The 26371-nt window shown below is 41.0% G+C and carries 30 protein-coding genes and 1 tRNA gene; 17 read left to right on the top strand and 14 right to left on the bottom strand.

Going from position 1 to position 26371, the window contains the following annotated elements:
* Positions 1-400: 400 nt before the first annotated feature.
* Positions 401-1711: an aminopeptidase P N-terminal domain-containing protein gene (locus ACEW80_RS12590; RefSeq protein WP_373526891.1), complete on the top strand. Its 1311-nt coding sequence runs from the start codon at positions 401-403 to the stop codon at positions 1709-1711.
* 30 nt (positions 1712-1741) lie between these two features.
* On the opposite strand, the gene ACEW80_RS12585 is transcribed toward ACEW80_RS12590, so the two are convergent.
* From ACEW80_RS12585 to ACEW80_RS12570, 4 genes are all read right to left on the bottom strand, one after another.
* Complete coding sequence (locus tag ACEW80_RS12585) at positions 1742-2398, bottom strand: hypothetical protein (protein ID WP_373526890.1); 657 nt, start codon at positions 2396-2398, stop codon at positions 1742-1744.
* Positions 2399-2595: 197 nt separating this feature from the next.
* Entirely contained in the window at positions 2596-3141 is a 546-nt protein-coding gene (locus ACEW80_RS12580) for a hypothetical protein (RefSeq protein ID WP_373526889.1), read from the bottom strand.
* Positions 3142-3424: 283 nt separating this feature from the next.
* On the bottom strand, positions 3425-3760 hold the full coding sequence (locus ACEW80_RS12575) for a hypothetical protein (RefSeq protein ID WP_373526888.1): 336 nt from the start codon (positions 3758-3760) through the stop codon (positions 3425-3427).
* A gap of 97 nt (positions 3761-3857) precedes the next feature.
* Positions 3858-4346 (bottom strand): heavy metal-responsive transcriptional regulator, encoded by a 489-nt coding sequence (locus ACEW80_RS12570; RefSeq protein WP_373526887.1) that lies wholly within the window; start codon positions 4344-4346, stop codon positions 3858-3860.
* 338 nt (positions 4347-4684) lie between these two features.
* Here ACEW80_RS12570 and ACEW80_RS12565 point away from each other — a divergent pair, with 338 nt between their 5' ends.
* Entirely contained in the window at positions 4685-4945 is a 261-nt protein-coding gene (locus ACEW80_RS12565; RefSeq protein WP_373526896.1) for a thioredoxin family protein, read from the top strand.
* A gap of 83 nt (positions 4946-5028) precedes the next feature.
* Here ACEW80_RS12565 and ftsH2 read toward each other — a convergent pair whose 3' ends face one another.
* Positions 5029-6915 carry an ATP-dependent zinc metalloprotease FtsH2 gene (gene ftsH2 / locus ACEW80_RS12560; RefSeq protein ID WP_373526886.1) on the bottom strand — a complete coding sequence of 629 codons (1887 nt, stop codon included), beginning with the start codon at positions 6913-6915 and terminating at the stop codon, positions 5029-5031.
* Positions 6916-7266: 351 nt separating this feature from the next.
* Entirely contained in the window at positions 7267-8475 is a 1209-nt protein-coding gene (locus ACEW80_RS12555) for a glycosyltransferase (RefSeq protein ID WP_373526885.1), read from the bottom strand.
* 244 nt (positions 8476-8719) lie between these two features.
* Between ACEW80_RS12555 and ACEW80_RS12550 the strand changes: the two genes are divergently transcribed.
* The 5 genes from ACEW80_RS12550 to ACEW80_RS12530 all read left to right on the top strand — a co-directional run bounded on the left by ACEW80_RS12550 (position 8720) and on the right by ACEW80_RS12530 (position 12072).
* Complete coding sequence (locus ACEW80_RS12550; protein ID WP_373526884.1) at positions 8720-9997, top strand: proton extrusion protein PcxA; 1278 nt, start codon at positions 8720-8722, stop codon at positions 9995-9997.
* A 61-nt stretch (positions 9998-10058) separates the two neighbouring features.
* A complete protein-coding gene (locus tag ACEW80_RS12545; protein ID WP_373526883.1) occupies positions 10059-10487 on the top strand; it encodes a hypothetical protein in 429 nt (142 codons plus the stop codon).
* The gene (locus tag ACEW80_RS12540; protein WP_373526882.1) at positions 10439-10780 is read left to right on the top strand and encodes a DUF29 domain-containing protein; all 342 of its coding nucleotides are present in this window, start codon (positions 10439-10441) and stop codon (positions 10778-10780) included. The genes ACEW80_RS12545 and ACEW80_RS12540 overlap by 49 nt, the downstream gene beginning before the upstream one ends.
* 272 nt (positions 10781-11052) lie before the next feature.
* Positions 11053-11649 (top strand): tRNA-(ms[2]io[6]A)-hydroxylase, encoded by a 597-nt coding sequence (locus tag ACEW80_RS12535; protein ID WP_373526881.1) that lies wholly within the window; start codon positions 11053-11055, stop codon positions 11647-11649.
* Positions 11650-11667: 18 nt separating this feature from the next.
* Positions 11668-12072: a VOC family protein gene (locus tag ACEW80_RS12530; RefSeq protein ID WP_373526880.1), complete on the top strand. Its 405-nt coding sequence runs from the start codon at positions 11668-11670 to the stop codon at positions 12070-12072.
* A 153-nt stretch (positions 12073-12225) separates the two neighbouring features.
* Here the strand turns inward: ACEW80_RS12530 and ACEW80_RS12525 are convergent, their stop codons facing one another.
* Entirely contained in the window at positions 12226-12864 is a 639-nt protein-coding gene (locus tag ACEW80_RS12525; RefSeq protein ID WP_373526879.1) for a PEP-CTERM sorting domain-containing protein, read from the bottom strand.
* A gap of 629 nt (positions 12865-13493) precedes the next feature.
* Between ACEW80_RS12525 and ACEW80_RS12520 the strand changes: the two genes are divergently transcribed.
* The 4 genes from ACEW80_RS12520 to ACEW80_RS12505 all read left to right on the top strand — a co-directional run bounded on the left by ACEW80_RS12520 (position 13494) and on the right by ACEW80_RS12505 (position 16823).
* Positions 13494-14798: an alkaline phosphatase PhoX gene (locus tag ACEW80_RS12520; RefSeq protein ID WP_373526878.1), complete on the top strand. Its 1305-nt coding sequence runs from the start codon at positions 13494-13496 to the stop codon at positions 14796-14798.
* A gap of 264 nt (positions 14799-15062) precedes the next feature.
* Complete coding sequence (locus ACEW80_RS12515; RefSeq protein WP_373526877.1) at positions 15063-15557, top strand: GNAT family N-acetyltransferase; 495 nt, start codon at positions 15063-15065, stop codon at positions 15555-15557.
* Between the two features lie 46 nt (positions 15558-15603).
* Positions 15604-16281 carry a ComF family protein gene (locus ACEW80_RS12510; RefSeq protein WP_373526876.1) on the top strand — a complete coding sequence of 226 codons (678 nt, stop codon included), beginning with the start codon at positions 15604-15606 and terminating at the stop codon, positions 16279-16281.
* A gap of 86 nt (positions 16282-16367) precedes the next feature.
* Entirely contained in the window at positions 16368-16823 is a 456-nt protein-coding gene (locus tag ACEW80_RS12505; protein ID WP_373526875.1) for a PPC domain-containing protein, read from the top strand.
* An 81-nt stretch (positions 16824-16904) separates the two neighbouring features.
* On the opposite strand, the gene cobS is transcribed toward ACEW80_RS12505, so the two are convergent.
* On the bottom strand, positions 16905-17678 hold the full coding sequence (cobS, locus tag ACEW80_RS12500; protein WP_373526874.1) for an adenosylcobinamide-GDP ribazoletransferase: 774 nt from the start codon (positions 17676-17678) through the stop codon (positions 16905-16907).
* Between the two features lie 374 nt (positions 17679-18052).
* Here cobS and ACEW80_RS12495 point away from each other — a divergent pair, with 374 nt between their 5' ends.
* From ACEW80_RS12495 to psbM, 5 genes are all read left to right on the top strand, one after another.
* Positions 18053-18505 (top strand): hypothetical protein, encoded by a 453-nt coding sequence (locus tag ACEW80_RS12495; RefSeq protein WP_373526873.1) that lies wholly within the window; start codon positions 18053-18055, stop codon positions 18503-18505.
* 358 nt (positions 18506-18863) lie between these two features.
* Entirely contained in the window at positions 18864-19985 is a 1122-nt protein-coding gene (gene tgt, locus ACEW80_RS12490; protein WP_373526872.1) for a tRNA guanosine(34) transglycosylase Tgt, read from the top strand.
* A gap of 161 nt (positions 19986-20146) precedes the next feature.
* Positions 20147-20284, top strand: a complete 138-nt coding sequence (locus ACEW80_RS12485) for a photosystem II reaction center protein K (RefSeq protein ID WP_006195022.1) — start codon at positions 20147-20149, stop codon at positions 20282-20284.
* A 173-nt stretch (positions 20285-20457) separates the two neighbouring features.
* Positions 20458-20754 carry a 2Fe-2S iron-sulfur cluster-binding protein gene (locus ACEW80_RS12480; protein WP_373526871.1) on the top strand — a complete coding sequence of 99 codons (297 nt, stop codon included), beginning with the start codon at positions 20458-20460 and terminating at the stop codon, positions 20752-20754.
* A gap of 149 nt (positions 20755-20903) precedes the next feature.
* Positions 20904-21020: a photosystem II reaction center protein PsbM gene (gene psbM / locus ACEW80_RS12475; RefSeq protein ID WP_196520931.1), complete on the top strand. Its 117-nt coding sequence runs from the start codon at positions 20904-20906 to the stop codon at positions 21018-21020.
* Between the two features lie 81 nt (positions 21021-21101).
* On the opposite strand, the gene ACEW80_RS12470 is transcribed toward psbM, so the two are convergent.
* The 3 genes from ACEW80_RS12470 to ACEW80_RS12460 form a co-directional block, all read right to left on the bottom strand.
* Positions 21102-21953, bottom strand: a complete 852-nt coding sequence (locus tag ACEW80_RS12470) for a universal stress protein (protein ID WP_373526870.1) — start codon at positions 21951-21953, stop codon at positions 21102-21104.
* Positions 21954-22635: 682 nt separating this feature from the next.
* Complete coding sequence (locus tag ACEW80_RS12465) at positions 22636-23901, bottom strand: glutamate-5-semialdehyde dehydrogenase (protein WP_373526869.1); 1266 nt, start codon at positions 23899-23901, stop codon at positions 22636-22638.
* 4 nt (positions 23902-23905) lie between these two features.
* A complete protein-coding gene (locus tag ACEW80_RS12460; protein ID WP_373526868.1) occupies positions 23906-24313 on the bottom strand; it encodes a hypothetical protein in 408 nt (135 codons plus the stop codon).
* Positions 24314-24366: 53 nt separating this feature from the next.
* Between ACEW80_RS12460 and ACEW80_RS12455 the strand changes: the two genes are divergently transcribed.
* Positions 24367-24645 carry a hypothetical protein gene (locus ACEW80_RS12455; protein ID WP_373526867.1) on the top strand — a complete coding sequence of 93 codons (279 nt, stop codon included), beginning with the start codon at positions 24367-24369 and terminating at the stop codon, positions 24643-24645.
* A gap of 502 nt (positions 24646-25147) precedes the next feature.
* On the opposite strand, the gene ACEW80_RS12450 is transcribed toward ACEW80_RS12455, so the two are convergent.
* The 3 genes from ACEW80_RS12450 to psbZ all read right to left on the bottom strand — a co-directional run bounded on the left by ACEW80_RS12450 (position 25148) and on the right by psbZ (position 26283).
* A tRNA-Gly gene (locus ACEW80_RS12450) sits at positions 25148-25219 on the bottom strand.
* Between the two features lie 106 nt (positions 25220-25325).
* A complete protein-coding gene (ribH, locus tag ACEW80_RS12445) occupies positions 25326-25904 on the bottom strand; it encodes a 6,7-dimethyl-8-ribityllumazine synthase (protein ID WP_373526866.1) in 579 nt (192 codons plus the stop codon).
* A gap of 190 nt (positions 25905-26094) precedes the next feature.
* Complete coding sequence (gene psbZ / locus ACEW80_RS12440; protein WP_373526865.1) at positions 26095-26283, bottom strand: photosystem II reaction center protein PsbZ; 189 nt, start codon at positions 26281-26283, stop codon at positions 26095-26097.
* Between the last annotated feature and the right edge of the window lie 88 nt (positions 26284-26371).

The raw sequence follows: 26371 nt of genomic DNA, 5'->3' as shown, positions 1-26371 counted from the left end.
TAATTATCCTTATGATGCCTACGGCGGTAAACTACGTAAATAGACCACGCTGTAGGGGTTTAGCAATGCTAAACCCTTACGAAAGATGTGGCTTTCAACCATATCCATATTTGGTATTTCTTGTCAATGCGTAAGTTCTATAATCCTAAACATTTAAAAACTTATTTCATTTCATAAATATCCCAAAACATTTGAGAACAATAAGATTTTTGAGTGATTCAAAAAGTAAGGAATCTGAGCCTTTCGAGATAATTGCTTATTCACCAATAATTTATGGCTTGAGTTGAAACAAATATTGGTTAGAATAACTTAGATTAGCAACTACTGAGATACATAATCTGTGTATTATCTAGTTGTAAAAAGTGTAAAATAAAACAACATTTTCCTGAATACATCAGCTATGCAAGCAGAATATCGGCAGCGTCGTGAGCAGTTAATGGCAAAAATTGGTAATGGTACAGCCATTTTTCGCAGTGCGCCAATGGCAGTGATGCACAACGATGTCGAGTATGTTTATCGCCAAGACAGTGATTTCTTCTACCTGACTGGTTTTAACGAATCACAGGCAGTAGCAGTGTTAGCGCCGCATCATTCAGAACATCGGTTTGTGTTATTTGTCCAACCGAAAGATCGCGAAAAGGAAGTATGGAGTGGTTATCGTTGTGGAGTAGATGCAGCGAAGGAAGTTTATGGTGCTGATGAAGCATACCCCATTAGCGAGTTAGATGAAAAATTGCCACAGTATTTGGAAAAAGCCAGCCGGATTTACTATCATTTAGGACGCGATCGCACTTTTAATGACCAAATCCTGGGACATTACCAAAGTTTACTGCGGACTTATCCTAAACGCGGTACAGGGCCAATCGCCATTGAAGATACTGGGACTGTCCTCAACGGCATGAGATTGATCAAAAGCGAAACTGAGTTGGAATTGATGCGTCAAGCAGTTGCGATCGCGACTGTTGCACACAATTACGCCCAAGAAATCGTCACACCTGGACGTTTTGAGTACGAAATACAGGCGGAGATGGAACGCATTTTTCGAGTGCGGGGTGCAATCGGCCCCGCTTATCCTTCGATTGTGGCTTCCGGCGTAAATGCTTGCGTACTCCACTACATTGAAAATAATCGTCAAATGCAGGATGGAGAATTAGTACTAATTGATGCCGGTTGTGCCTACGGTTATTACAACTCAGATATTACCCGGACATTTCCGGTTGGGGGTAAATTTACATCAGAACAAAAGATACTGTATGAGATTGTTTTAGAGGCGCAAAAACAAGCGATCGCTCAAGTACAACCAGGTAATTCTTTCAAATTAATTCATGATACAGCAGTGCGCGTCCTCACCGAAGGTTTAGTCGAACTTGGTATCCTCAAAGGTGAAATTGACAAGTTAATTGAAGAAGAGAAATACAAGCCATATTATATGCACCGCACCAGTCACTGGTTAGGTTTGGATGTCCATGATGTCGGGGTTTACCAACACGGTGAAGACAAACCGCAGATTTTACAACCAGGTCAAATTCTGACAGTGGAACCGGGACTATATATTGTGCCTGATACCAAATTAGCAGAAGACCAACCAGAGACTGATCCTCGATGGATTGGCATAGGTATTCGTATTGAGGATGATGTGTTAGTTACACCTGGGGGACATGAAGTATTAACTGCGGGAGTTCCCAAAGCGGTAGATGAACTGGAACGTTAAAAAATGGGGATGGTGTGTACCATCCCTAAGCTAAAATTGCGGACAATTCATCAAAGTCGTTGTCAGAATCCCTAAGATTTTATCTATTTCTTTAATAAAGTAATCGTTTTTATCGATAAAGATAGTCTTGTCACAAAGTTTGAGAAATTTCCAATCTGTTCCTGTTGTGACTACACCATAAATTTCATTTATAATATTTCCTTGTTGCTGGTTAAACAATTGAGATCCAATCATTGTCGCAATACATTGTCCTAAACCAGATTTTATACTCTCATTTTTAGCTTCCACAATAATCACCACAGGGCTAGTAATATCATATTGTTCTGGTGAACAACTGAGAAGAAAATCACAGCGTCCTTCTAAGCCTTTAGAAGCATCTACATTAAATTCTGAACCAGAAAATATGCTAATTTGGGATTTAAAAAAGCGTTTAACTTCAATTAAAACAGGCATAATAATCAGTTCAGAACGAGCTTTTTCTGTATTGATTGCTGTCACCAAAGGTAGATGCTCTGAGAAAATCAGATTTAGATATTCACTAGGCGAAACTGCCTGCACATCTACAAATAAATCTTGATTTTCAACAAAGATTAATTTAAAGTCGGTTTTTACTTTGCTAATAGTAAAGGCGCTGTATGGCATTGTATCATCTTGAGAGTAAAGTGCAGTGATGCCTACGGTGGTCACTGAGCAGCGCCCATTGGTGTCAACTTAACGTAAAAGTTATGTCCCGCAAGGAACTTAAGTTCCAGGCGGGTGAGGGAGCCAACAGTTAAGCCATTTCTAGGCTTAAGTTGACACCTATGAGCAGCGCCGTACTACTACGGAGAAGCAAGCTACGCAACTTGCAAAAGCTCAGGAACTGAGTCTGATGATATCTGAAATCAAGAACAGCCCTCAACATATTCGACTTCTGGCAGTTTACCTGACCGAAACTGAGTAACACGCTTACCATCAGTCTCGAAAACCACACGATAATTCTGGTCAGCACGGTCTTTCGGGATAAATGTTAGATAATGTCCACCTTCGACGTATTTATGAGGTGTGACTTGAATTTGTCCTGGGTAAAGGGACTTAATGCGCGCCTCAGTATCGCCGATTTTTGCGCCTTTGAGGGTAGTAATCTGGGTATTCTGCCGCACATCTACTCTAGAAATGCGACCTTCTGTAACCATGAACAAAAGATTTTTGGGTTTGTTTTGTGGCTTAACGTAGTAGCAACTGTTATTTGGCGCATCGCCAACTAGTCGAGTACCAGCAGCCTTTGCCGCTTGATAGACAGTCATCCCAACTTGAACCGAGCCAACACCATTGATAGATAATTTTGATTTGTTGGTTAGTTTTGCCTGTGCTATTACTGTTCCGACAGTTACATAAGAAACAGCAAGAGTTACGATACCAAGAGTCAATAATTTAGCTTTACTATTCATTTTTATGATGTAAAAACACTTATATAGCTTGATCTACAAAACTCATTCAGCCAATTTCGGATTTTTCTCTGAAAGCCATACAATTTCCATAATTCACATTTTGCTTTCCAGTAGCGATTATTCAGAAACATGAGTGATGAGTTATTACTGAGATTGGTTAAATAACTCTTGATTGGCTAAATTCAGTACTAATAAAGATTTTCGGCGAGACTTCTCTAAGCATTCCTAGTTTTTTTGACATTTCAAATTAAAATGTGTTTCTCGCCGAGGGTTTTATCAAGCTCTATTTTGATGGACTGTTTTGGTTGTTCATCATTCCCGGCATATTGTTCATCATTCCCGGCATATTGTTCATCATTCCCGGCTTATTATTCATCATTGCTTGGCAACACTTACACCCCGTTTGGTTTGGCTGCTGTGGCGTTTGATTCGTTGGTGCTGTTCTTTGACTCGTCAGCACTTGAGTTAGTTTTGCTTCGTTTATAGCCCTGGCGGATTGATTCGGGGTCATAGTTCCCTTGGGTGTGTTTGCAAAGGAAGCAGTAGTGGTTAACGTAAGCAATGCAAAACTAGCTACGGCTCCGTTCAATACTGTCTTAACGCCTGTACTGATGTTCATTTTTTTACTATCCATTATTTTGTCAAACTAGTAGTTTTTGAGAAACTAAGACCATTCTAAAGTCTATATTCGGGTATAGAGTCAAGTATTAAATTTACTAGCCTCGTAAATTGTGAACAGGTATATCAGAGCAAGCTACTTCCTCAATCAAGCTACAAAGTTCTTTATTACAAGGATTATCCAAGGGTCGGTTTGCCCAACGCTGTTGATATGCTTCTAGCTCATTCTTCAGTTCCTTCATGCGATAAATCTGCTCCTCAAGATGAGCAATTTTCTGTTTGAGTAAGTCTCGAACTAGTGGGCAAGCAGGGTCGCCTTGGGAACGGGTGCCTAGCACTTGTTGAATTTCGGACAGGGAAAACTGTAAAGATTGGGCTTTTTTAATGAATTGCAGCCTGTTGATTGCCTCACAGTCGTAATAACGGTAGCCACTTTCACTTCTTTCAATTGGTTTTATCAACCCCAATCTTTCGTAGTATCGGATTGTTCCCACTGCCACATCAGTTTGATTTGCTAGCTCACCAATTTTCAGCAGCTTTTTTGGGGATGATACTTCACAGCAAAATTGTTCCACGACAGCAATCATAGTTTTTTACTACTAGTATGTGTTGTTACAACCTTAAAGTCTATAGTCGGCTATAGAGTCAACCCTTGTAGCCATAACTTTTGTAAAGATATATTATAAAAATTTGTATTTTTTGTATTGAGTATTTATATCTATTAACTCGACTGCAACAGGTAAGGCAATTAGGGCGATCGCGTCTTGTTAATAAGAACCTCTCAATCTCAATAAAACTCAAATTATTCGCATTAATAGCTGCTTATCGATAAAAATTTAGGCAATTATTTTCACCTTTGGGGTTGACTCTATAGCCGACTAGAGGATTCAGAATGAATGAGTCAGAAAAATTTTTGGTAGACATTATGACAAAACGTCAAATTGAGATTTTTACGGCTGACTGTCCTCTTTGTGATGAGACAGTGCAAATGGTGCAAGAATTGACTTGCCCTGATTGTGAAGTATCAGTCTATAACCTGCGACAAGAGCAGGAAAAAGCCCAGCATTATGGACTGAATGCAGTGCCAGCGATCGCCATCAATGGAAAACTGGTTGTGACTGGCAAACCCAGTCGAGAGCAACTCCAAGCTGCTGGTGTAGGTCAGCCCCTGAGTTTTGATATTTGAAACAGAAGGTAAATAAAAAAATGGGGATAGCTAACACTATCCCCATTAAAATTTAGCAATAGATGAAGATTTTGCCTTAAGGCTTAAAGCTGCGGTACGTACTCCTGCTTCTCAGGGACTTCAGCGTACTCAGCGACAATCTGGCGGAATTCTTCGCCGTCAATTGTTTCTTTTTCGATGAGCAGATCGACTAAGCGATCGGTGACACTGCGATGGTCACGCATAATCTTCTTAGCGTTTTCGTAGCATTCTTCCACGATCGCTCGCACTTGTCCATCAATGCGGGAAGCGATAGATTCGGAATACTCAGATCGGGTTGTCCAGTCACGACCCAAGAACACCTCTCCCTGTTGGCTTTCTAAGGAAAGTGGGCCTAAGTTTGACATCCCAAACCGGGTCACCATCTGCCGCGCCATTCCCGATAACTGCTGTAAATCTCCACCAGCACCAGTGGTTACTTCTGCACGACCAAAAATCACCTCTTCGGCAGCGCGACCACCCAAAGCACCAGTAATTCTGGCTTTGAGTTGAGAACGGGAAATTAACCCTTGTTCTTCGTTGGGAGTAAACCAAGTCAAACCCTGTGCTTGTCCTCGTGGAATCAGGGTAACTTTCTGCACTGGGTCATGGTCTTTTAACAAAGTCCCAACTAAGGCGTGTCCAATTTCGTGGTAGGCAATTAAGCGCTTGCTCTTGCTGTCCACCAAAGGAGTACCTTCCATGCCGGCGACTACCCGATCAACTGCATCATCAACTTCGCCGAGGGTGATCGCTTCTTTGCGTCTTCTAGCAGTCAGAATTGCCGCTTCGTTGAGTAAGTTGGCTAAGTCAGCACCAGTAAATCCAGGAGTGCGGCGAGCGATCGCATCCAAAGATACACTAGGATCTAGTTTCTTGTTCCGCGCATGGACTTCCAAGATTTCCAAACGCCCTTTGATATCGGGTGGATCGACTGTTACTTGGCGGTCAAACCGACCGGGACGCAACAAGGCTGAATCTAGTACGTCGGGACGGTTGGTGGCAGCAATAATAATGATGCCTGTATTACCTTCAAACCCGTCCATCTCGGTGAGCAATTGGTTGAGGGTTTGTTCTCTCTCATCGTTACCGCCACCGATACCAGCCCCCCGTTGCCGTCCAACAGCGTCGATTTCATCGATGAAGATGATACAAGGGGCGTTGTCTTTGGCTTTCTTGAACAAATCGCGGACGCGGGATGCACCCACACCAACGAACATTTCTACAAATTCCGAACCGGAAATACTGAAGAAAGGTACACCTGCTTCCCCAGCGATCGCTTTTGCTAGTAGAGTTTTACCAGTTCCAGGAGGCCCAACTAATAAGACTCCCTTGGGAATGCGTGCGCCTACAGCAGTAAATCTTTCTGGCTGTTTGAGGAAGGTGACGACTTCTTGCAGTTCTTCCTTAGCTTCTTCGATGCCGGCTACATCGTCAAATTTGACTCCAGTTTTTGCCTCCATTTGGAAACGCGCTTTGGATTTGCCGAAGTTCATTGCTTGACCTGGTCCGCCAGGAAGGCTGCTAGAACGTCGGAACAAAAAGAACAGCCCGGTAATCAATAAAACTGGAAACACGAGATTGCCCAACAATCCCCAAATTGCGCCATCATTCCGCATGGGGTGAGCATCAAAACTAATTGCTTTTTCTTTGAGCTTGGTAATTAACTCAGGGGCGTTAACAGGAAGATCCACCCGCCACCTTTGGATGCGATTTTCGATGTCTTGATCGCGGGCTTCTACAATTGCTGTCCTACCGCCTTCATACAGATCTACACTGGTGACGCGATCGGCATCCAAGTATTCTAGAAAGCGACCATAGGTCATGCGCGTATTGGCTGCATTCTTACTCATCTCAGCAGGAGCGCTTGTAAAAGCCCCTTGCCAGAAGAAAAAGCCAATTACCAAAGCCGGCAATGTCCACAGTGCCAGGACTTTCCAGGAGAATTTCATGTTAATTTGCCTCTATATGCCTATACAACTCATCAGCATTAGCAACCGAATGTTTATCACTCTGTCACTTTAAGCTGTTAAACGGATACTTATAAATCCATTTTGTTTAATTTGATCTTTTATATGCACTGCCATAGAGCGATCAGCGTATTATGGCAGTGCATATAATAATCTTAATCAAAGTTAACTTAATTTTAATACACCTTGGATTAACAAAGAGAGAATTTGTAGAGAGCCATGAGAAAAGTTGGTTATTTAAGCAGCAGCTTGGCGTATAGGTTGAAACACGACAGAGTAAACTACCTACGATTTTCCCTGGTGAGCGAGGTGATTTTAAAACTCTCCCCTCTTTTACATCAACTTCATCTCCCGTAACCCTTGGCGTAGTCTCTTCGCTTCTTCAGGATTATGCTTTTCATGAAGGGCGATCGCTTTTCTAAAAGCTGTTAAACTATCTTGATGATTGCCAACTTTGAGCAACACTACCCCTAAGTTTTGATAAGCTTCAGCATAGTTAGGGTTTAGCTCGATGGCATTTTGATAATATGCGATCGCATCTGTAAATAAACCCAAAGTCTTAAATATCATCGCCAAATTGTAATGTCCAATCATAAAACTAGGGTCAATTTTCAAAGTTGCGGCATAAGCAGTTTTCGCACCATTGAAATCTCCGGCTGCTTTAAGTAAGTTACCCAAGTTGTTGTACGCTCCTAATTTGAGCATAGGATAAATTGGCAATTTGATCGCAGCTTGATAGTGCGAAATAGCTTGTGGGGAATTTTTCAACCGACTGTAAGCAATGCCTAAATGGTAGTGGAGTTCATACAAAATATCGTAATTTTCCTCCCCGCCTGTGCGACTTCCACTCATTTGGTGTAATCCTCGTCTGAGTAACTCCATACCTGGGGTAATTTTCCCAGTTTCCACATACAATGCTCCCAACTTACTGCAAACATAGGGATCATCAGGATGAGTAGCCATAAATCCTTCCATCGCCGCAGCGGCTTTGGCATATTTATTGTTTTGAGCGATCGCACTTTTTTGATATCCTGTGTGTAAGATTGCCACTCCTGGCAAATAACCTACCTGCCAATGGGGTTCTTTAGTTAAAATTGCTGACACACTATCATCCACTAAGGCATGGTAAGGACGTTCAAAGCGAATATCTGGATGATTACGGAATAGTCTCGAAACTAGGGAATAAGGAGATTGTTCTGCACCGACTTCGTGGCGGACGAGGTTGATTAGCAAGTATTCGTCTCTTGCGATCGCTTCTCGCAACTGCGGTACAATTGCTGGTGTCAAAGTTTCATCAGCATCCAATACCAAAATCCAATCACCAGTCACATATTTTAAAGCTGCATTGCGGGCAGCGCTGAAGTCATTGCACCATTTGAAATGATGGACTTTAGCACCCAGTTGTTGGGCAATATTGGGAGTGCGATCAATTGAGCCTGTATCCAAAACTACCATTTCATCCACTACTTTTCGGACACTGTTCAGGCATTTAGGCAGTGTTGCTGATTCGTTTTTCACAATCATGCACAGACTCAAACTCATAAGCCAATCATCATTTAATTTACTGTTTTAAAAATGGGGAGATGAGGGAGATAAAAATGTAACATCCTAGCTCCTGTACCAAGCGATCAAGATAATTCCCCGATTTTAGTAAGCTTGGACATAGTAGGGCTAAAATAATATCATCAATATTTCCAGGTTTAAATATAATATTTTTAACTAAATATTACCAATTTTTAATGCTTATTTAACCAAAGTAAACATTATAAAAATAATCATATATACAATGAAAGATTCATTTGGAAAAACAGCAAAATTACTTCAGCAAAAGCTCAAAGAATACTTGCGATCGCTTAACCATTGGTTTGTCAGTACACCAGAAAGGGCATTGTTAGAAGCTTACCAAGCAGCTCAAAGAATTAAAAACATTGAGATAGAACATTTTGACAGCAAAAAAATATCTTCAGAATCAGTAAAATATACTGAAAATGTAATGTCTTTCTGGCAAGGATACCTTGATAAAAATTTAACTATTATCAAAATCAGGCTTACGGAATTCCAGCTGAGTCGCCCAATAATCAGTATCTCTAATTCTATTTTGTTAGAAAACTTAAAAGTTATTGATGAAGTCGTAGAAAAGTACACTATCAAAAATGAACTATTTAATAATAACGAATTAGTATCAACTTCTCAACCCCTACAAATTAACCTAAGCAAAATCAGCAAACAGCCAGATTCATCTAATATCAACGATATTAACGCTACATCTCCAAAAGTTGGGCTTTTTCCGAGTTCTATTGCTAGAACAGTTAATAAAATTAAAGCAGATTTTACCCCACGGGCAGAAGAAGAGTTTATCAGAAAACACCGAATTTCTATAAATAGAACAAGAACTTCGGTAAGATTTTTAATAACTCTAATTGTTGTACCACTGTTAACTCAGTATTTATCTAAAGAATTTTTAGTAACTTCTATAGTAGAAAAGGTTAGAGGAGACAGTAACACTCAAACTTTCATCAATTATGACATGGAAAAAGAAGCTCTCCATGAATTACATAATTTTGAGCAGAAAATGAGATTTGAGTATCTACTCAATCAAGCACCATCACTTTCTTCAGAAGTAACAAAAGAAAAAATCAAAGATAAAGCAATTGAGATAGCTAATGACTTTCGTGTAAAAAGTGATAGTGCTATTAGTAATGTATTTGCAGATTTGATATCACTAATTTCTTTTAGTGTAGTCATTGCTATCAGCAAAAGAGAAATTGTGATTGTGAAATCTTTTATAGATAATATTGTCTATGGTCTTAGCGATAGTGCTAAGGCTTTTTTAATTATTCTGTTTACAGATATATTCGTAGGATTCCACTCACCACATGGATGGGAGATCATTCTAGAAAAATTTGCAGAACATTTAGGTGTATCAGCCAGTACAAACATAATCTTTTTATTTATTGCGACATTTCCTGTAATTTTAGACACTATCTTTAAATACTGGATATTCCGCTATCTCAGTCGCTTATCTCCGTCAGCATTAGCTACATTAAAAGAGATGGACGAGTAATATTTTGAATTCCACAAAGCGGTGATAGGCTATGTATATCCTAGTTATTCTGAGGCGTGCTATGGATTTTGAAAGCAAAGCCAATGCCCCAACTGCTATAGACAACATAGAGTTTGCGGGAGCAACCACTACCCGTAAGCCACTGGAATTGCTGCGAAATACTGAGGCTTTGCTACGCCGCCCAACCGTAGCAACACTGTCACCGATTTTGCCACCCAAGTTGAGCAATAAATTCCAAGCAATCTCATCCTTAGCAGATAACTTCTTCAAAGAACTAGCAGAAATTGACCTAGACAATATTAGTGATTTTGAACTGCGACCTATACGAATTTGTATTGGCTTAAGCTTTGTTGGTTTTGGGGCACTCATGATATTGGTGCTGCTGTTGTATTTAAATACGTTGCATCCACAACTCACTACCGTTGAACAAATTCGGCAATATTGGTATCAATATGTTTTGTTTGTGAGTTTGGGTGTCACCGGAAAGTAGAAAGTTACCTGAAACAATTATTAATTCATCTTTTACTTTATCGTTATTGGGAAACTGAAAAAGAATATTGTCAACGAAGCTGGCAAATAGAAATAACTAATTTCCGTGATGAGCTAGAATTTTCTTCTCGTTCCAAAACACTTTATAACTATTTTCTTAACTGCTTAGATGCAGTTTATATTAAAGCCAAAAGACAAGCGATTCAAAAAACAGGTTTACCATCTGAGATTTTCCCAGAAAAATGCCCTTTTACTCCTGAAGATATTTTCAATAATGAGTACTTTCCACAATAAGAGTGATTTTGGATTGTTTTTTGTGAAGATGAATGTAATAAAAGAGCGTAGGCGTAGCCCGCCGCAGGCATCGCTTATCTATGGTAAATGAATTTAGGAGTTCAGCAGAGATGGACGCTCACACGAGCGCAAATTTGGGCTTTATCTTCTTAAGTTGACACCTATGAGCAATGGTGTACCCCAAAAGAGTGAGTCTATTTACCCAAAAATAGCTGTAAAATCAGTTTGCTGGGCTATTTAACTAAATTGCAATTCTGGAGTTTTGTAACTCTGTGTTTACTCAGTTACCGACTATCAACGTCCTGAAACAGCCTACCAGTTCTGCTTGGGTTAAACAAGCAATCGCTAACTTAGACATCATCTTACTCGACCACTCGCACTGTGAACGCAAAGCAGCAGGCGTGGCTTTGAATATGATGTTTCGTTACCCTTCCAATACTAAAATGGTTCGGGAACTAACTGCGATCGCCCGTGAAGAACTAGAACACTTTGAGCTAGTTAACCAATGGTTAGAACACCGGAATATTCCCCTAGCTCCCTTACCACCGCCTCCCTATGGCGCGGGTTTAAAAGCTCAAGTCCGCCCCAAAGAACCTGAGCGATTGCTGGATTCCTTACTAGTCACTGGTTTAATTGAAGCTCGCTCTCACGAACGCCTGGGATTATTAGCTGCTCACTGTCCAGATCCAGAATTAGCAAAATTTTATCGGGGACTAATGGCATCCGAAGCGCGCCACTACGGTATATATTGGGTTTTAGCTGCTACTTACTTCGACAAAGAAATTGTCATGCAACGGCTTGATGAATTGGCAATTGTCGAAAGTGAGTTGCTGGCGACTTTACACCCAGAACCTAGAATTCACAGTTAGTAGACTAAGGCAACAGATATGAAGCTTCAGCTAACACACCTGAGACTCCTTGTCTCCAACTACAAAGATTCTTTTCTGTTCTACCGGGATCAGCTAAAATTTGATGTCGATTGGGGCGATGAAAATAGCGGATATGCTGAGTTTAATACTGGATATCTCAAGCTGGGTTTGTTCACAAAGGAATTAATGGCCCAAGTAGTCCCAAGTGTCGAACAGCCTTCATATGTTGCCAATCGAGACAAAATTGTTTTGATTTTCGCAGTCGATAACGTGGATGAAGTTTATGAGCAAATCAAAGGTCATAATGCGATCGTTGTGACTCCACCACAAGATCGCCCAGATTGGGGAATCCGCACAGCTCATTTTCGCGATCCTGATGGCAATTTAATCGAAATCTACAACAATCTTGGAATTATCAATTAAAAGTTTGCTGCCAGCAACTATCCAAATCACTATAAAAGGGGACATATTTGCAATACGTCCCCTACAAATCTTAAACAGTTCTAACCTTCCAAATCCCTTGGTTATTAGAGCTAGAATAATATTCAATTACAGTTCTAATCAAGCTAACTTCGACTATTCAGGTTTACTATCTAATGTAGATGCTGGCTTTTTCTTGAGAACTCTACTTAACAAACCAACTACCAACAATCCAGAAATTGCACCAGGTTCAGGAATAGCAGTTGCCGTCAACTGACCCCCAAGATCCAACCTACAATCTGGGTATGTATCGCATACTTCTGGTGAAAGGTCATCCTTCAAAAATATCTTAGCCGTTGGCAATCCTTGTTCGGCATTTAAATAAGTATAAAAATCTAACCCTTCTACATCTGTTGCAAAGTCAATTCCCAAATCAAAACCATTGGATGTGTCAAAGTTGTCTGTTTGTAAAACAGTCTTTGTGACTGTATCAAAGTTGAAATTAAAAGTACTATCAGTTTGGGGAAAATCGTAGTTGAAATTTTGCAACATAGTTCCTTGTGGATCGAAGAAAGAAATAGCAAAATCAGTCAACTGATCCTTTGTGACAATGCTTCCCTCTAAACTATCGTCATAGCCGAACTGCCCTTTAGCTGAATAACCTTTATCTCCTAGCCAATTAAGCTCAAAAGAAGCAGCATCAGCGCTAGGAACATGAATTAAAGTAGCCATAGACATAGAGCTGAAAGCGGCGACAGCGACAGTAGCTTTGATTTTGTTAGAAATGCTTTTCATTTTCTTAATAACAGAAATAGATTCTGACGTTGTTGTAGTTGTCAATAAACTTTTTATCAGCATTGTAATACCATTTCTTTGTGATAATGCGCCAAACTCTACTTTGTAATAAAGCTTACACTATAGATAAAATTAGACTTTTCGATTGGCACATCTTCATATTAAATTGGTTGAATAAATACTGATATTTATTCCAAAGGTGAGAGCTAGAAAGTGAATTTATTTGCCTAATTAGGCACAACAAAAGGAAATGAGCGTAGATTAATATACTTAGCTCCTCCTTTTGCTAGATGCCTTACACTTTAGGCATTAAGATAACAATTGCTCTTGTTTGACTTGATTAAAGTCTAAAACACCTTTGGGCAGATTGTATCATTAGATTTGATCTAAATTCTTACAGTTTATGATTATTTTTTTGTCAGAATAATAAGGAAATCTGATATTTCTTTTGAGAAAGATTATATTTTATTTAAATCAATCTTTAACTTTTCTTAACCATAAATTGTTTCACTACCACATAAATAATAGGATCAGTAAAACTAATAATCTTAAATTAAATCAAGCATTACCTAACCTTAATCAAAATAGAATATTTTTTTATCAGTATTTGACGTAACAAAAACATTTTCATGACAGTATCAAGACGTAAATTCTTTGCGATCGCAGGCACAACTGCTGCTGGCACTCTGCTAGCGTCTCCTTTTGAAGGTCTTCTTGCCAGACAAGCCAATGGCAAAACTGTATTTGGTGGAGGTTACGGGCCGCTTGTACCAGATCCTAATGGTTTGTTAGATTTACCAGCAGGATTTCAGTATCGTACTTTCTCTCTAACAGGCGAACTCATGAACGATGGCACTTTAGTGCCCGGTGGTCATGATGGCATGGCAACTTTCCCTGGTCCGAAAAACACAGTTATTCTGGTTCGTAATCACGAACTTAGTCCTACTTCTTCAACACAAGCCCAAGGGCCACGTCCCTACGATCCATTTTGCAAAGGTGGCACGACAAACCTAGTTGTTGGACCCAATCGCCAGCTAATCAAACACTACACTACCCTAAGCGGAACTTATCGTAACTGTGCAGGTGGACTAACCCCCTGGGGTTCATGGATTACTTGTGAAGAGAACACCTCTACACCGACTTCCTTTCCAGTAGGTGATCCAGGATATGTCTCCAAGTTCCACGGCTATAACTTTGAAATTCCAGCTAGCATCACAACTCCTGTGAATCCTGAGCCTCTAATAGCTATGGGACGATTTAACCATGAAGCTGTTGCCGTAGATCCCAAAACCGGAATTGTCTATCAAACTGAAGATAGCGGAGATAGCCTCTTCTACCGTTTTATCCCGAAAGTGCCTGGTAAGTTAAAAGAAGGAGGCACTCTTCAAGCTTTAAAAATCAAAGATATCTATCAAGCACAAACAGGTGTTGGTTTCCCCAAGCGGAAGCCCATGAAAGTCGAATGGGTGACGATTGATGATGTCAATCCACCTGAAAATACTGTACGAGAAGAAGGTTTCGCAAAAGGTGCAGCCCAGTTTGTTCGTGGCGAAGGTATCTGGTATGGCAAGGGTGAATTTTACTTTTGCTGTACAAGTGGTGGTGCTTTAGGGCTTGGTCAGGTCTGGCGCTACATTCCAGGGAAAGAGACAATTGAACTGTTTGTCGAGTCTACATCTGCTGCCGAACTGGAAAATCCTGATAACATAGTTGTCTCACCTTATGGCGATCTCATCCTTTGTGAAGATGGAGATGACCAGCAGTTCTTAGTAGGTGTTACTCCTAAGGGTGAACTCTACCAATTCGCGCGTAATGCTCTCAATGAAAACGAGTTTGCTGGTGCGTGTTTCTCACCTGATGCTAAGACTTTGTTTGTCAACATCCAAACTCCTGGGATTACTTTTGCAATCTGGGGCCCTTGGCGCAAGTCATAGAGACTAATATCAAGTCGTAAGATCACGCTACTTACTACATCTATATTTTGTTGCGATCGCTTAGAATACTAAAAAAATAATCAACGGCAGAGGGTAAGGCAAGCGATATTTGCCTTACCCCCTTTTTCTTTTTTATCTGCCCTTGCAGAATTCACGCCTTGAGAGTATTGTTTGAAATCGATTCTGCAAGAATTGCTATTTGCTGGGTAAATTGGGATATAGATGCGGAAAAATTTTCTGTGTAAACTTGACCAGTAAATGGTAATGAAAAACTATTATCAAGATTTTTTAATTCGTGATTGGGTGGAAAGCGATCGCACTAGAGCCGCCGAGGTCATCAGTTATGTACTATCAGAATACGGTCTGGGTTGGGAACCCAACGGTGCTGACCGAGACGTGCTACGAGTAGAGGAATGTTATTTAGCCACTGGAGGAGAGTTTTGGGTAATTGAACACCAAAGCCAGTTAGTAGGTACTGGAGCATACTACCCCATACAGCGTGGAGAAAAAGCAGTAGAAATCCGCAAAATGTATCTTTTACCCAGCATCAGGGGTTTAGGACTGGGTAAATATTTGTTACAACAGCTAGAAGCAGCGATCGCAAAACGTGGTTTTGAGCAAATTTGGATTGAAACTGCTAGCGCTTTGGTAGAAGCAGTCAAGCTGTATGAAAGCAACGGCTATACTCAAGCAACGGTAGGTATTGAAACAACAAGGTGCGATCGCGTCTATGTTAAGTCATTAGTCATTGGTCATTAGTCATTGGTCATTTATTATTTGCACAAATGACAAAGGACAATTCTAAATGCACATTTGGACTAAAAATCTCACAGGCTTACTCAATCTTTTTCTCCAATCCCATTGCCCACTGTGCCAACGTGCAACTTCCCAAGAATTCTGTCAGAACTGCACCAGACAACTGCAAAAATGTCAACGTAAAGACCCTCTTTCTCTATGGCAAGAGCCAATACCAGTATTTGGCTGGGGGGAGTATGGTGGCCCCGTGAAACGGGCGATCGCAGCCATGAAATACGAAAATCAACCCCAAATAGCTCGTCCTTTGGGTCAATGGTTAGGAGAAGCATGGTTATTAAATTCACCGAGGCAAGATAGCCAGCCTGTGGTAGTTCCGATTCCAATGCACCCTAGCAAGCAAAAGCAACGTCAATACAATCAGGCCGCACTGATAGCACAAAGCTTCTGCGAAATAACTGGATTAAAATTGAAACTAAACGGTTTAGCAAGAGTGCGAGAAACTGAAGCGCAATTTGGTTTATCGGCATCTAAACGAGAAAAAAACTTGGCTGAAGCTTTTACTATTGGACAAGAATTTCGCCATCGTCCCCCAAATGTCCCAGTGCTGTTAGTGGACGATATTTATACTACTGGTGCTACTGCCAGGTCTGCTGTGCAAACACTTCGTCAGCATGGAATTGTGGTCTTAGGATTAGTAGCAGTAGCCACTGCCGTCAAAGATGGATAAATCAAGAATTAATGGGCAAGCTTTGACAGATAATTGTATAAATTGACCAAATTACCCTATTTTTGTGGAAAAATTGCTTTAAATGTATGAATAAAGTTTTTGCGGTGGGTTTAAAACAACTCATCATCATTCCTGCCACCTTGCTAGTAATAGGCATCAGTACAAGTACAGGCTTTGCTCAAAATAAATTGTATAGTCCAATTCCTTTATCTAACAGTACTGAACTTGGCGATAGCCTTTCAGACAAAGACATTCCCACAGGTCAAGGTGGGTTTGCCCGTGATTACACAGTGAAGTTGGAAAAGGGCGATAATTTAGCAGTTGACCTGTCATCTGAAAACTTTGACAGCATCATCACACTACTAGCACCTGATGGATCGACTCTGGCAGAAAATGATGATGGACCTGATGGTAGTAGCAATTCCCTACTATTTACCCGCATCGTCGAGACAGGAACCTATGTTATTCGTGTCCGATCTTTTGGGGAAACTGGGGTTGGGGCTTTTAAACTCAAAGTGACAAAGCTGCAACCGATTAAATGAAGTGGGCATTGGGCATTGGGCATTGGGCATTGCTCAGTAGTTATTCTCCCTCATCCCCTTGATTCCCCACCCCCCCATATCTTAAAAAACGGTCAATACACAGAGAAATAGGGCTTCAGTCCACTCAACGACTGCGCCGTAGGTATCTCCAGTGTGTCCGCCTAATTTGTGGTTAAACCAGGCACCAGTTAGAGTGGCGATCGCACTTCCAGCAAGTATCATTGCTAGTGCGAGATATAGTTGCTGTTTATCTATCAGCAAAAGTAAACCACTTAAACCAAACATTAACAATAATCCCGGCAACAAATCTCTATAAGAACGAATGGCTTGTTTGTGAAATGCGCCTTTGCCAGTTGGTTTTAGGTAAGGGTATCGCGCGATCGCTAGTTGTTGTCCCCAGCGTCCCCAGCCACAGGCAGCCATTAACAACAACCAACGGTTTTCTGATATATCAGTCAACGCAGTTATTTTTAGTAGCACTAAGGCGATCGCTGCCATTGCTCCAAAAGCACCTGTGGCACTATCTGCCATCACCTCTAGCCGCCGATCTGGATCGCCCACTGCCAAACCATCGGCTGTGTCCATTACCCCATCTAGGTGCAGTCCTCCAGTTATGGCAATCCAAATACTTATTACTAAAGCACTACGAGTTAACACGGGCATACCCATATAATCCATCCCCGTATCCAGTAACCCTAAAATTCCCCCAATTATCAACCCTACAAGCGAAGCAAGATGCGCCACTCCCCGAAAGTCCAAACCGTGCAAATACGGTAGCGGAATACTAGTGTAAAATATAATACTAGCTGCCAGCTTTAACAGCAGCTTTTTCCACCACTGTTGCTGTTTCGTCATCTGAATTACATTAAATTTGGTAAATTGCTGGATAATAGTTCTAATTCCGGTACAACCTAGATGAGCGGACTTTAAAGCTTTAGATAAGATTTACTTCATATTAGAAATTCTCACTGAAAACTTTGTTATGCTGAGTCTAAGTGGTAAATTAATATATCTAGAGTATTTTTTATACAAAGCCATATGATTTAGGAAATTACAATTTCATCAGCGATCAAAATTTGGGTTTTGCATTCCTTAAATAAAAACTTACTTCAGATTATTAGACAATCGCCCTACAAAATTGATATTTTTTAGATGTAGGGAGTCACCAAGCTGTTAGATTGACTTTCTAGCAGTGTTGTAACTCTCCGTAGCTCTAATCCTATTTCTCTATGAGTCATCATCTACCCGACACCAGGATACCAGCTCCGTGCATTATTAACACGGGCATCATTGTGAATAAGCTCGATATACGGCGATTGCTGACAGATTTAGGTCGAGTCCACTACATCTACACCCAAGAAGATAAGGTACTGAGCGAGGGTGAAGGGGATGTGATGGAAGTTTTTGCTAATCCGCAAAGGTCTACCTTAGTGGCTAACCACGCGCTATATCTGAATCTTTGTAGTTTTGATTACTTGGAACTAAAACAGTCGTCGCAACAAGAAACCTACTTCGATTTGATGCAAGAAGGAGTGTGTCTGCGGTTGATTCCCTGCTCAACCCCTTTACAAGAGCGACGAGAGCGAAACTTCAATGTCAGTGCTATAGAAGCGATGATGGAGCAGGTACTCTCAGCCAGATGGGATGCAGAAATTGACGATGACTGTTCTGATTCTTTCTAAATAACAATTATTACAATATATACTGATAAAGTTGGTAACTAGGTTAGTAATGAGTACTTAAGTGTTCACTAAAACTTAATGACCAGTTTTTATGTTTTTCCATAATTTAGCCAAATAATATAGCGTTTCCTAATCAGATGACGTACATCATAGCCCCCTGATCGCTTGGGGGTTGGGGGTTGGGGGTGGGGAACTTGAGTACCTCACTCAACTGAGAACCGCTATATTAATTCTGCCCTAATACCATTTGGTTTTATGGCTGCTAGTTATGGATTTCTGAAACTCTTTATGGATTAGCGTTTCACAATCCAAAATCGTTCGGCTGAACGCTCACGACAAGTCTAAAATCCCAAATGGCATGAGTGCGAATTTTTCCTTTGAGTGTCTTGCTTGCTGTAGTCGGACAAAAGCTAGAGCCGGAGTGTTTTTCACCCCTCACGGTGTTGTAGAAACCCCCAGATTTATGCCAGTCGGAACGCTGGCAAATGTCAAAACTGTCACCCCAGCCCAGCTACGAGATACTGGAGCGCAAATGATCTTATCCAATACTTATCATCTTCACCTACAACCAGGAGAAGCGATCGTGGCTGGAGGTGGCGGGTTGCACAAATTTATGGGTTGGAACGGGCCGATGCTCACAGATTCGGGTGGGTTTCAGGTGTTCAGCTTAAGCGAGATGCGAAAAATTACTGAAGAAGGTGTAATTTTTAGATCACCTCATGATGGACAAATTATTAATTTAACACCGGAGCGTTCCATTGAAATTCAAAATATTTTAGGGGCAGATGTGATCATGGCGTTTGATGAGTGTCCGCCCTACCCAGCGACTCGCCAAGAGGTAGAAACTGCAACTGAGCGCACTTATCGTTGGTTAGAACGCTGCATAATGGCTCATAAAAGCAGTGAGCAAGCGTTGTTTGGGATTGTGCAGGGAGGCGTGTATTTAGATTTGCGTTGCCGTGCGGCGGAAGCTTTGGCTAAGTTGGATTTGCCTGGATATGCCATTGGTGGCGTGAGTGTGGGAGAACCGCCAGAATTGATGGCTGAGATTGTAAAAGTCACAGCACCGCTTCTACCCCCCGAAAAGCCGCGTTACTTGATGGGTGTGGGTACTTATCGGGAAATGGCGATCGCCATCGCATCTGGTATAGATTTATTTGATTGCGTAATTCCCACCCGCTGGGCTAGACATGGGACGGCAATAGTCCAGGGCGATCGCTGGAATTTAAAAAATGCTAAGTTTCGTGAAGATTTTGCGCCATTAGATGAAACTTGTCCTTGCTACACTTGTCAAAATTTTAGCCGTGCTTATGTATCTCATTTAGTGCGATCGCAAGAAATTTTAGCTTATACCTTGTTAAGCATTCACAACATTACCGAACTAATTGGGTTTACGCAAAAAATTAGAGAAGCAATATTAAATGATCGCTTCACCACAGACTTTGGTCACTGGCTCAACGAAGAAAGTGCTGAGTTGTGAGTTGAGAGTGCTGAGTATAAGAATGATTGTAGGAAAAAAGCAAGATTTATCTCTACTACTCAGGACTCAGCACTCATAACTCAGCACTCGCAACTGACCAATCCATGTTAAGATACTTCTCAATTATGAACGCTGTGTTAGATAGGTGGATTTAAACAAACATGGAAGCAGCACTTTTATTAGCAAAACTGCCTGAAGCTTACCAAATCTTTGACCCATTGGTGGACGTTCTCCCAGTTATTCCTGTATTCTTCTTGTTGCTTGCTTTCGTTTGGCAAGCAGCCGTAGGATTTAGGTAAGTTAATCTATTTTTCAATTTATAGGACAGGTGTCATACCTGTTCTATTTTTTTGTGCCGTCATCTTTGATAAAATTAATATTTATTAATATTTTGTAATGAATTAATATAATAAGTAAGATGTGAATCAAGCCATGTCAATATGAAGCCTTGAAAGTCAAGGAGGAATCAGCTATGGGTAATATCAAATTTGTTAAAGAAAATAAAGAAGTAGTAGTGGCAGATGGTGCCAATCTCCGGCTCAAGGCGATGCAAAATGGTATTGATATATATAAATTAATTGGCAAGATGACGAATTGCGGTGGTAATGGTCAATGTGGCACTTGCATTGTCGAGATAGTCGAAGGACTAGAAAATCTTTCCCCCCGCACAGATGTAGAAAACCGGAAATTCCAGAAAAAGCCGGAAAATTACCGCCTTGCCTGTCAAACTTTAGTGAATGGCTCAGTCAGTGTAGTCACAAAACCTTAAGTTTTAAAATCTGCTATTGTTTCAATTTGTATCTAGTAGTCTAAATAGTTGCCGAAATTGAGTTTCCTAATTTTGAATTGGTACAACTATGTCGTTAATGATGCTATCCTAATTTTGTTGACTGGAAATTTAAGAGAGGCTTTCTTGCCATGCAAGTTAATGACCTGGGGTTTGTGGCGACCATTCTGTTCGTGCTAGTTCCCACTGTGTTTTTACTAATTCTGTACATCCAAACTAATAGCCGCGAAGGTGGAAAAGATAGTTAAGAATTTGTGTATCAAATAAAAAACCCCTACACCATTTAGTTTAGGGGTTTTTATTTATCAAACGCTAACTCTATTTTGACTTTAAGCGATCGTCCGCGCCAACAATACTGGACAAGTGGCATTGACTCGAACATAGTCAGACAAAGAAGAGCCGATGAGTCGGTCTATATCAACAAAACTCTTAGCGATCGATGGACGACGATCTGGAGAACCGAGCAATAATAAGTCTATATTCAACTCTTCTGCTAATCGACAAATTTCTTCACCGGGTTTCCCACTACTGACATAAGAACGAGATTGGATGCCCTGTCTTTCTGCTTCTGCAACTGCGGCTGCTAAAACTGGATTTTTGTCTGAATTCGCTTCGGTTATTTCCGATATTTTACCGCCCAAATTTGTAGTAACGCTTGCCAAAATTAATTGGCCGCCCTGAATATCTCGTAGTAAAAATAGCGCCAACTTCAAACAATTTTTTGCTGCCTCAGAGTTGTCTAGTGCGACCATAATGCGCTTAATTTTTTTGACATAAATATCATCTTTTACCAGCAACATGGGGCGAGAAGATAGTTGGAAAACATACTGACTAACTGAGTTCGATAAAATCGATTGCAGCCGCTTTAGTCCTCGTGAACCCATAATAATCAAGTCAGCGTCGATCTCATCAGCTACTTGGCAAACTAAATCTTTGGGGTCGCCTTCACGCAAAATTGAAGAAACCTGGCTAGGATCTAAATTCAAAGTTTGAATGGCATTAGCCAGAATTTTGCCCCCATCTTCCCATTTAGCTGTCATGGTAGCAGCGGTGCTTTGTGCAGGAACAACATGCAGAACTGTAACTTTTGCAGATTGGATTGAAGGGATTTCTTTCAGGGTTTTGAGCATTTCTTCCGCGTGTCCCAATCCCGATACAGTCAGCAATATTTTGCTTATCATCTTACGTAATTGTTGTTAAGTTTACTTTAGTTTTCGCTGTTATTACTTGTCTTATGTCGGATTTTCACCGCCTTGCTCGATAACCTAGTTCAGTAGGTTGGCACAAATAAACTTTGTCTTTTAGTATTTAACACTCAAACAAATGACAAAGTACAAAAGGCTAAATAAATGTTTAAGTTTGTTTGCGCCTAGATAAATAAATTCTCAACTAGACTTCAATGATTAAGCATACTCTTAATTTAGCCTGATAAATTTAAGAATTTATGATGTTAGTTATCATTTTTAATCTATATTAATTTTTTTTAATTAGAAGATAGTTAAGTATTGCAAAGATATGCCAAAATGGTAGTTAATATAAGACTCTTATTTGCTTTTTGAAGCAGATGCAAGATGGTCTTTGCCCACCATATCCAGGCTTTGGTGGACAAAGCCTACATTACTATCAAAGAGATATTTTCATTAGCTGGTTGTGATCTCTGTTTATGAAGTCTCTCAGGGCTTACGCAAACAATAGCCGAAACTCTTATTTTTGCGTAGGGGCAATTCATGAATTGCCCCTACAGCGTGTGGTTTTGCGTAAGTCCTATCTCTTATAAAAGTCAAAAAATCGGAGATGTTAGCCTCTTTTTCTCCTAAAAAAGATGCTACACCAATAAGGAATCTAAAATGAATTACGAATTATTTAAAACCTGCCATTTCCCTGCACAATGTGCTTGACGGTGGTCAAGGTTTCTAGGCTGATAAATCCTCGGCGATGACCTTTTTGGTTAGACATACCGAGAAACACTGAATCTCCCCGCGAGGGGTTGCGGGAAAAACGCGGGGAAGTGTTCATGTAGGTAGAGGCACTGTTAATTCCTAAGGCAAACTGCCGACTTTCCTGGTAAGATTCAGTCACAATGGAGTCAGCATGACCACTGCTGTATTGATTAATCCAGGCGATCGCAGCCTCTAAGCTATCCACAAGTTTAAAAGCTACTGTCCTAGTTAAATAAGGGTTTCCCCATTCGCCTTCCTTCACCAGCTGCAACTGGGGAAAAGCTTTTACTAATTCTGTATCTCCTTTAATTTCAAAGCCTTTTTCCATCAAGCTGTTCCATAAAACTGCCAAGGAAGATGGTAAGGTTTGACGATGAATCAATACCTTTTCAATGGCATTGACTGGATCTGGTTCGCTCTGATGGCTATCAATAATCATCCAGCGCACCATCTCTAAGCTGGCATTTAGTGACCAGTAGAGGTAACAGTTACCCATCGCTGATTTTAAAACTGGGCAAGTTGATTGTCGTACTACCTGCTGTACCAAGCTAGAACGTCCGTAGGGAATCACTAGATTCACATACTGATCTTGGGTGACTAAATCCCGAATCGAAGCACCATGTTCAGCTGTGATCAGTTCTACACAGCCCGGAGGTAGACCAACTTCGGCGATCGCACTTTGCAGTACCTCAGCGATCACCGCGTTGGAATGGCTAGCTTCAGTACTGCCTTTGAGAATAATACTATTGCCAGTTTTGATACAAAGACCTGCTGCGATCGCCCCTAAATCCGGGAACGCTTCATAAATAAATCCAATCACTCCCAAGGGCATTAACTGGGTGTAACTCTGAGAATCTTCCAGTTGATAATCAGCGTTCCTGACGCGCCGCAGCGGATCTGATAGTTCCCCCAACCGTTGTAGAATGTCAACTGTAATCTCTAGCCTTTTGGGAGTCAGCTTGAGCCAGTCCAATATCAACTCTGGCACTGCCATTTCCCGACTGGCTTCTAAATCCAAGGTGTTAGCTTCTAGAATGTCGTCAAATGAGCGCTCAAGCGCCTGTGCCATCGCCAATACTGCACGACTCCGGTCTACTCCCTTTGTCAGCCCCAACTTTAGGGAAGCTTGATAGGCTCGTTGAGCACTAGTAATCGGTTCGGGGTGATCATCTAAAACTTCAACAGTCATTGAGTTAACGTCTGTAGATAAGCCAGACCATTAGTGCTGGCAAGATAGCCAACAGCACCGCCACCATTGCCCAAGCAATAATGCTGGAACTATTTGCCAATCGTAGTGCTAATGGCAACCATATAATCACTAGCACGAAAATAATGCCAAGTGCTATAGGCAGATAGCTTTCTCCCAACTTGGGATGGACAACATGCCAACTATTTCCCATCCAACGCCAAGCCCGCTTGTACGGATAGGTCGTAGAAAGCTGTTCTAGGACATGACCATTATCTTCCACTACAAAGATTTGCTGACAGCGATCACAACCAAATGCTTCTGTCAGCGTAATCGGAATTAACTGCCCCCGGCGACGACAGGGACAGGGGTATTCGGCATTGAAATCTATTTTTTCGGGTTTTTGAGATTGCACAAGCGTTCTAATAACTTGAGCGTGTTTTTAACAAACTGCGGGAATATGATCCCTTGGTAAATGCCTTGAGGGCTTCTCTGTTTATATACATAGCCAGACCAGGCAAACATCGTCATGATTGCAAACAGTTGATGCAGCCGACTCTAAATATCGTAATTGCCGTAGCAGTACGGGGTTATCTGTTTGTAGTTTTTCCTCGTAGCTGGCAATCTTGCTTAAAAACTTCCTTCTCTTCATCTGTCGCTTTCAAGGTAATGTGGTTGCGTTTTTGGGCATTTCATTGTGCTGACACACCTGGTAAAATTTTAAGCCTACGTGGCAACCACTCCTAAAACGAATCGTTTGGGAAGGCTACACTTATAAACAACAGATACCAGCTAACGTGAGGTTTTCCTTTGGGTTACTATATATTACTACCCAATTATCAAGGCTAGCGCAGAATTACTTCCAATGTTTATTCCTTACAGTTTACCAGCGTTTCCAGAGCGGGAGTTGCCAAAACTATCAGTCAGTGTCTATGACTCTTTCCCAAAATAGATTGTGGCTAGCTTCACTGCTAGAATACGCTTTGCACCTGACAATACTACTATTTAACCACATCCTTTTAGTGTAGTGTAATATACCCTATATAAAAGGAATTGATTACACCTAATAAAGATTGTAGCCAAGCTAATGTACATCTAGACTAGTCTAAAGCTGGGTTTTATATTTCTGAGGAATGTGCATTAAATAAAGTGCAAAACTTGGTTTAAAGACTTTTAAATACGCAGGTTAGCCGTTCCTTAAAAATACTAAACCTCTTAGAATTTTTAACTCTAAGAGGTTTTAGTTGGAAGCGGGCAACGCGATTCGAACGCGCGACATTCACCTTGGCAAGGTGACGCTCTACCACTGAGCCATGCCCGCATTTATTATCTAAATATCAATATCCCAGATTTATCTCTAATTGTCAACCCATTAATTTAGTCATTTGTCCTTTGTTATTCACTAATGACAAATGACAAATGACGTACTAGCCTAGTTCTTCCGACTCCGCAGTTAAATTGCCGACACTGGCACTTTGAAATGAGGCCGGCAAAGACTGACTATTACGAGAATATGGCTCTGCCAGGTTAGAACGCAGTTGCCGCATGAGGCTTGCCATTTCTAGGGCATTCATGGCATAATCCCAGCCATGATTACCTTTGATGCCTGCGCGTTCTAAGGCTTGTTGCATAGTGTCTACTGTCAAAATGCCAAAAATTACTGGCACCCCAGTTTGAAAGCTAGCGGCGGCAATACCTTTAGAAACTTCTGAGGATACGTAATCAAAATGGGGTGTTTGCCCTCGAATGACAGCACCTAGACAAATTACAGCATCATAACGAAGGGAAAGTGCCAACTGGCGAGCTACTAAAGGCACTTCAAAACTTCCCGGTACCCAAACATAGTCTACTTGATTACCGTGGGGGTCGGGGTCTACACCGTGGCGTTTCAAACAATCTTGACATCCTTCTAGCAGCTTTCCGGTAACGAGGTCATTGAATCGTCCAATAACCACTGCAAAACGCAAAGGTTCCGTTTGAGTAAAAGTTCCCTCGAAAACTGCCATGACTGCCTCTTACAATACTTCTTGTTAATATACAATTCTTATCTAAATGTAGAGGAGCAGGAAAGCACAGTCAAAATAAAGGAACCTAGAAAAAGAAAAAATATCTTCTTTTTTCCTTTAACCTTTGACCTTGGCTCTTCTGCTCCTCTAGTTCTTATATTATCTGCCTACGACAGAGCGAAGCCGTCGCCTATACAACAAAAAAGTTTAACAAACCAACTAAAAATACCAAACCAATCCAGATGCCAGAGCCAACCCAGAGCAGTTTTTTAGATTCAACCCAATTTTGGGGAGTGGCGTAAGCGACGGGAACGCCCACAACTAGGACAAAAGACAACAGGACTAGACCTATCAAGGCAAATTGGAATATTATGGTCATTTTCGCTTCTCCCAAGCTAGTGAAATAGTGATATGTCTTACACTAACAGTAAGCTGTATAGTGTAGGCTTCTCAGTGACTCCTGCTAT

It is taken from the genome of Nostoc sp., from assembly GCF_041747015.1.
GTDB lineage: Bacteria > Cyanobacteriota > Cyanobacteriia > Cyanobacteriales > Nostocaceae > Nostoc.
This window is presented reverse-complemented; position numbering and strand designations above follow the sequence as displayed.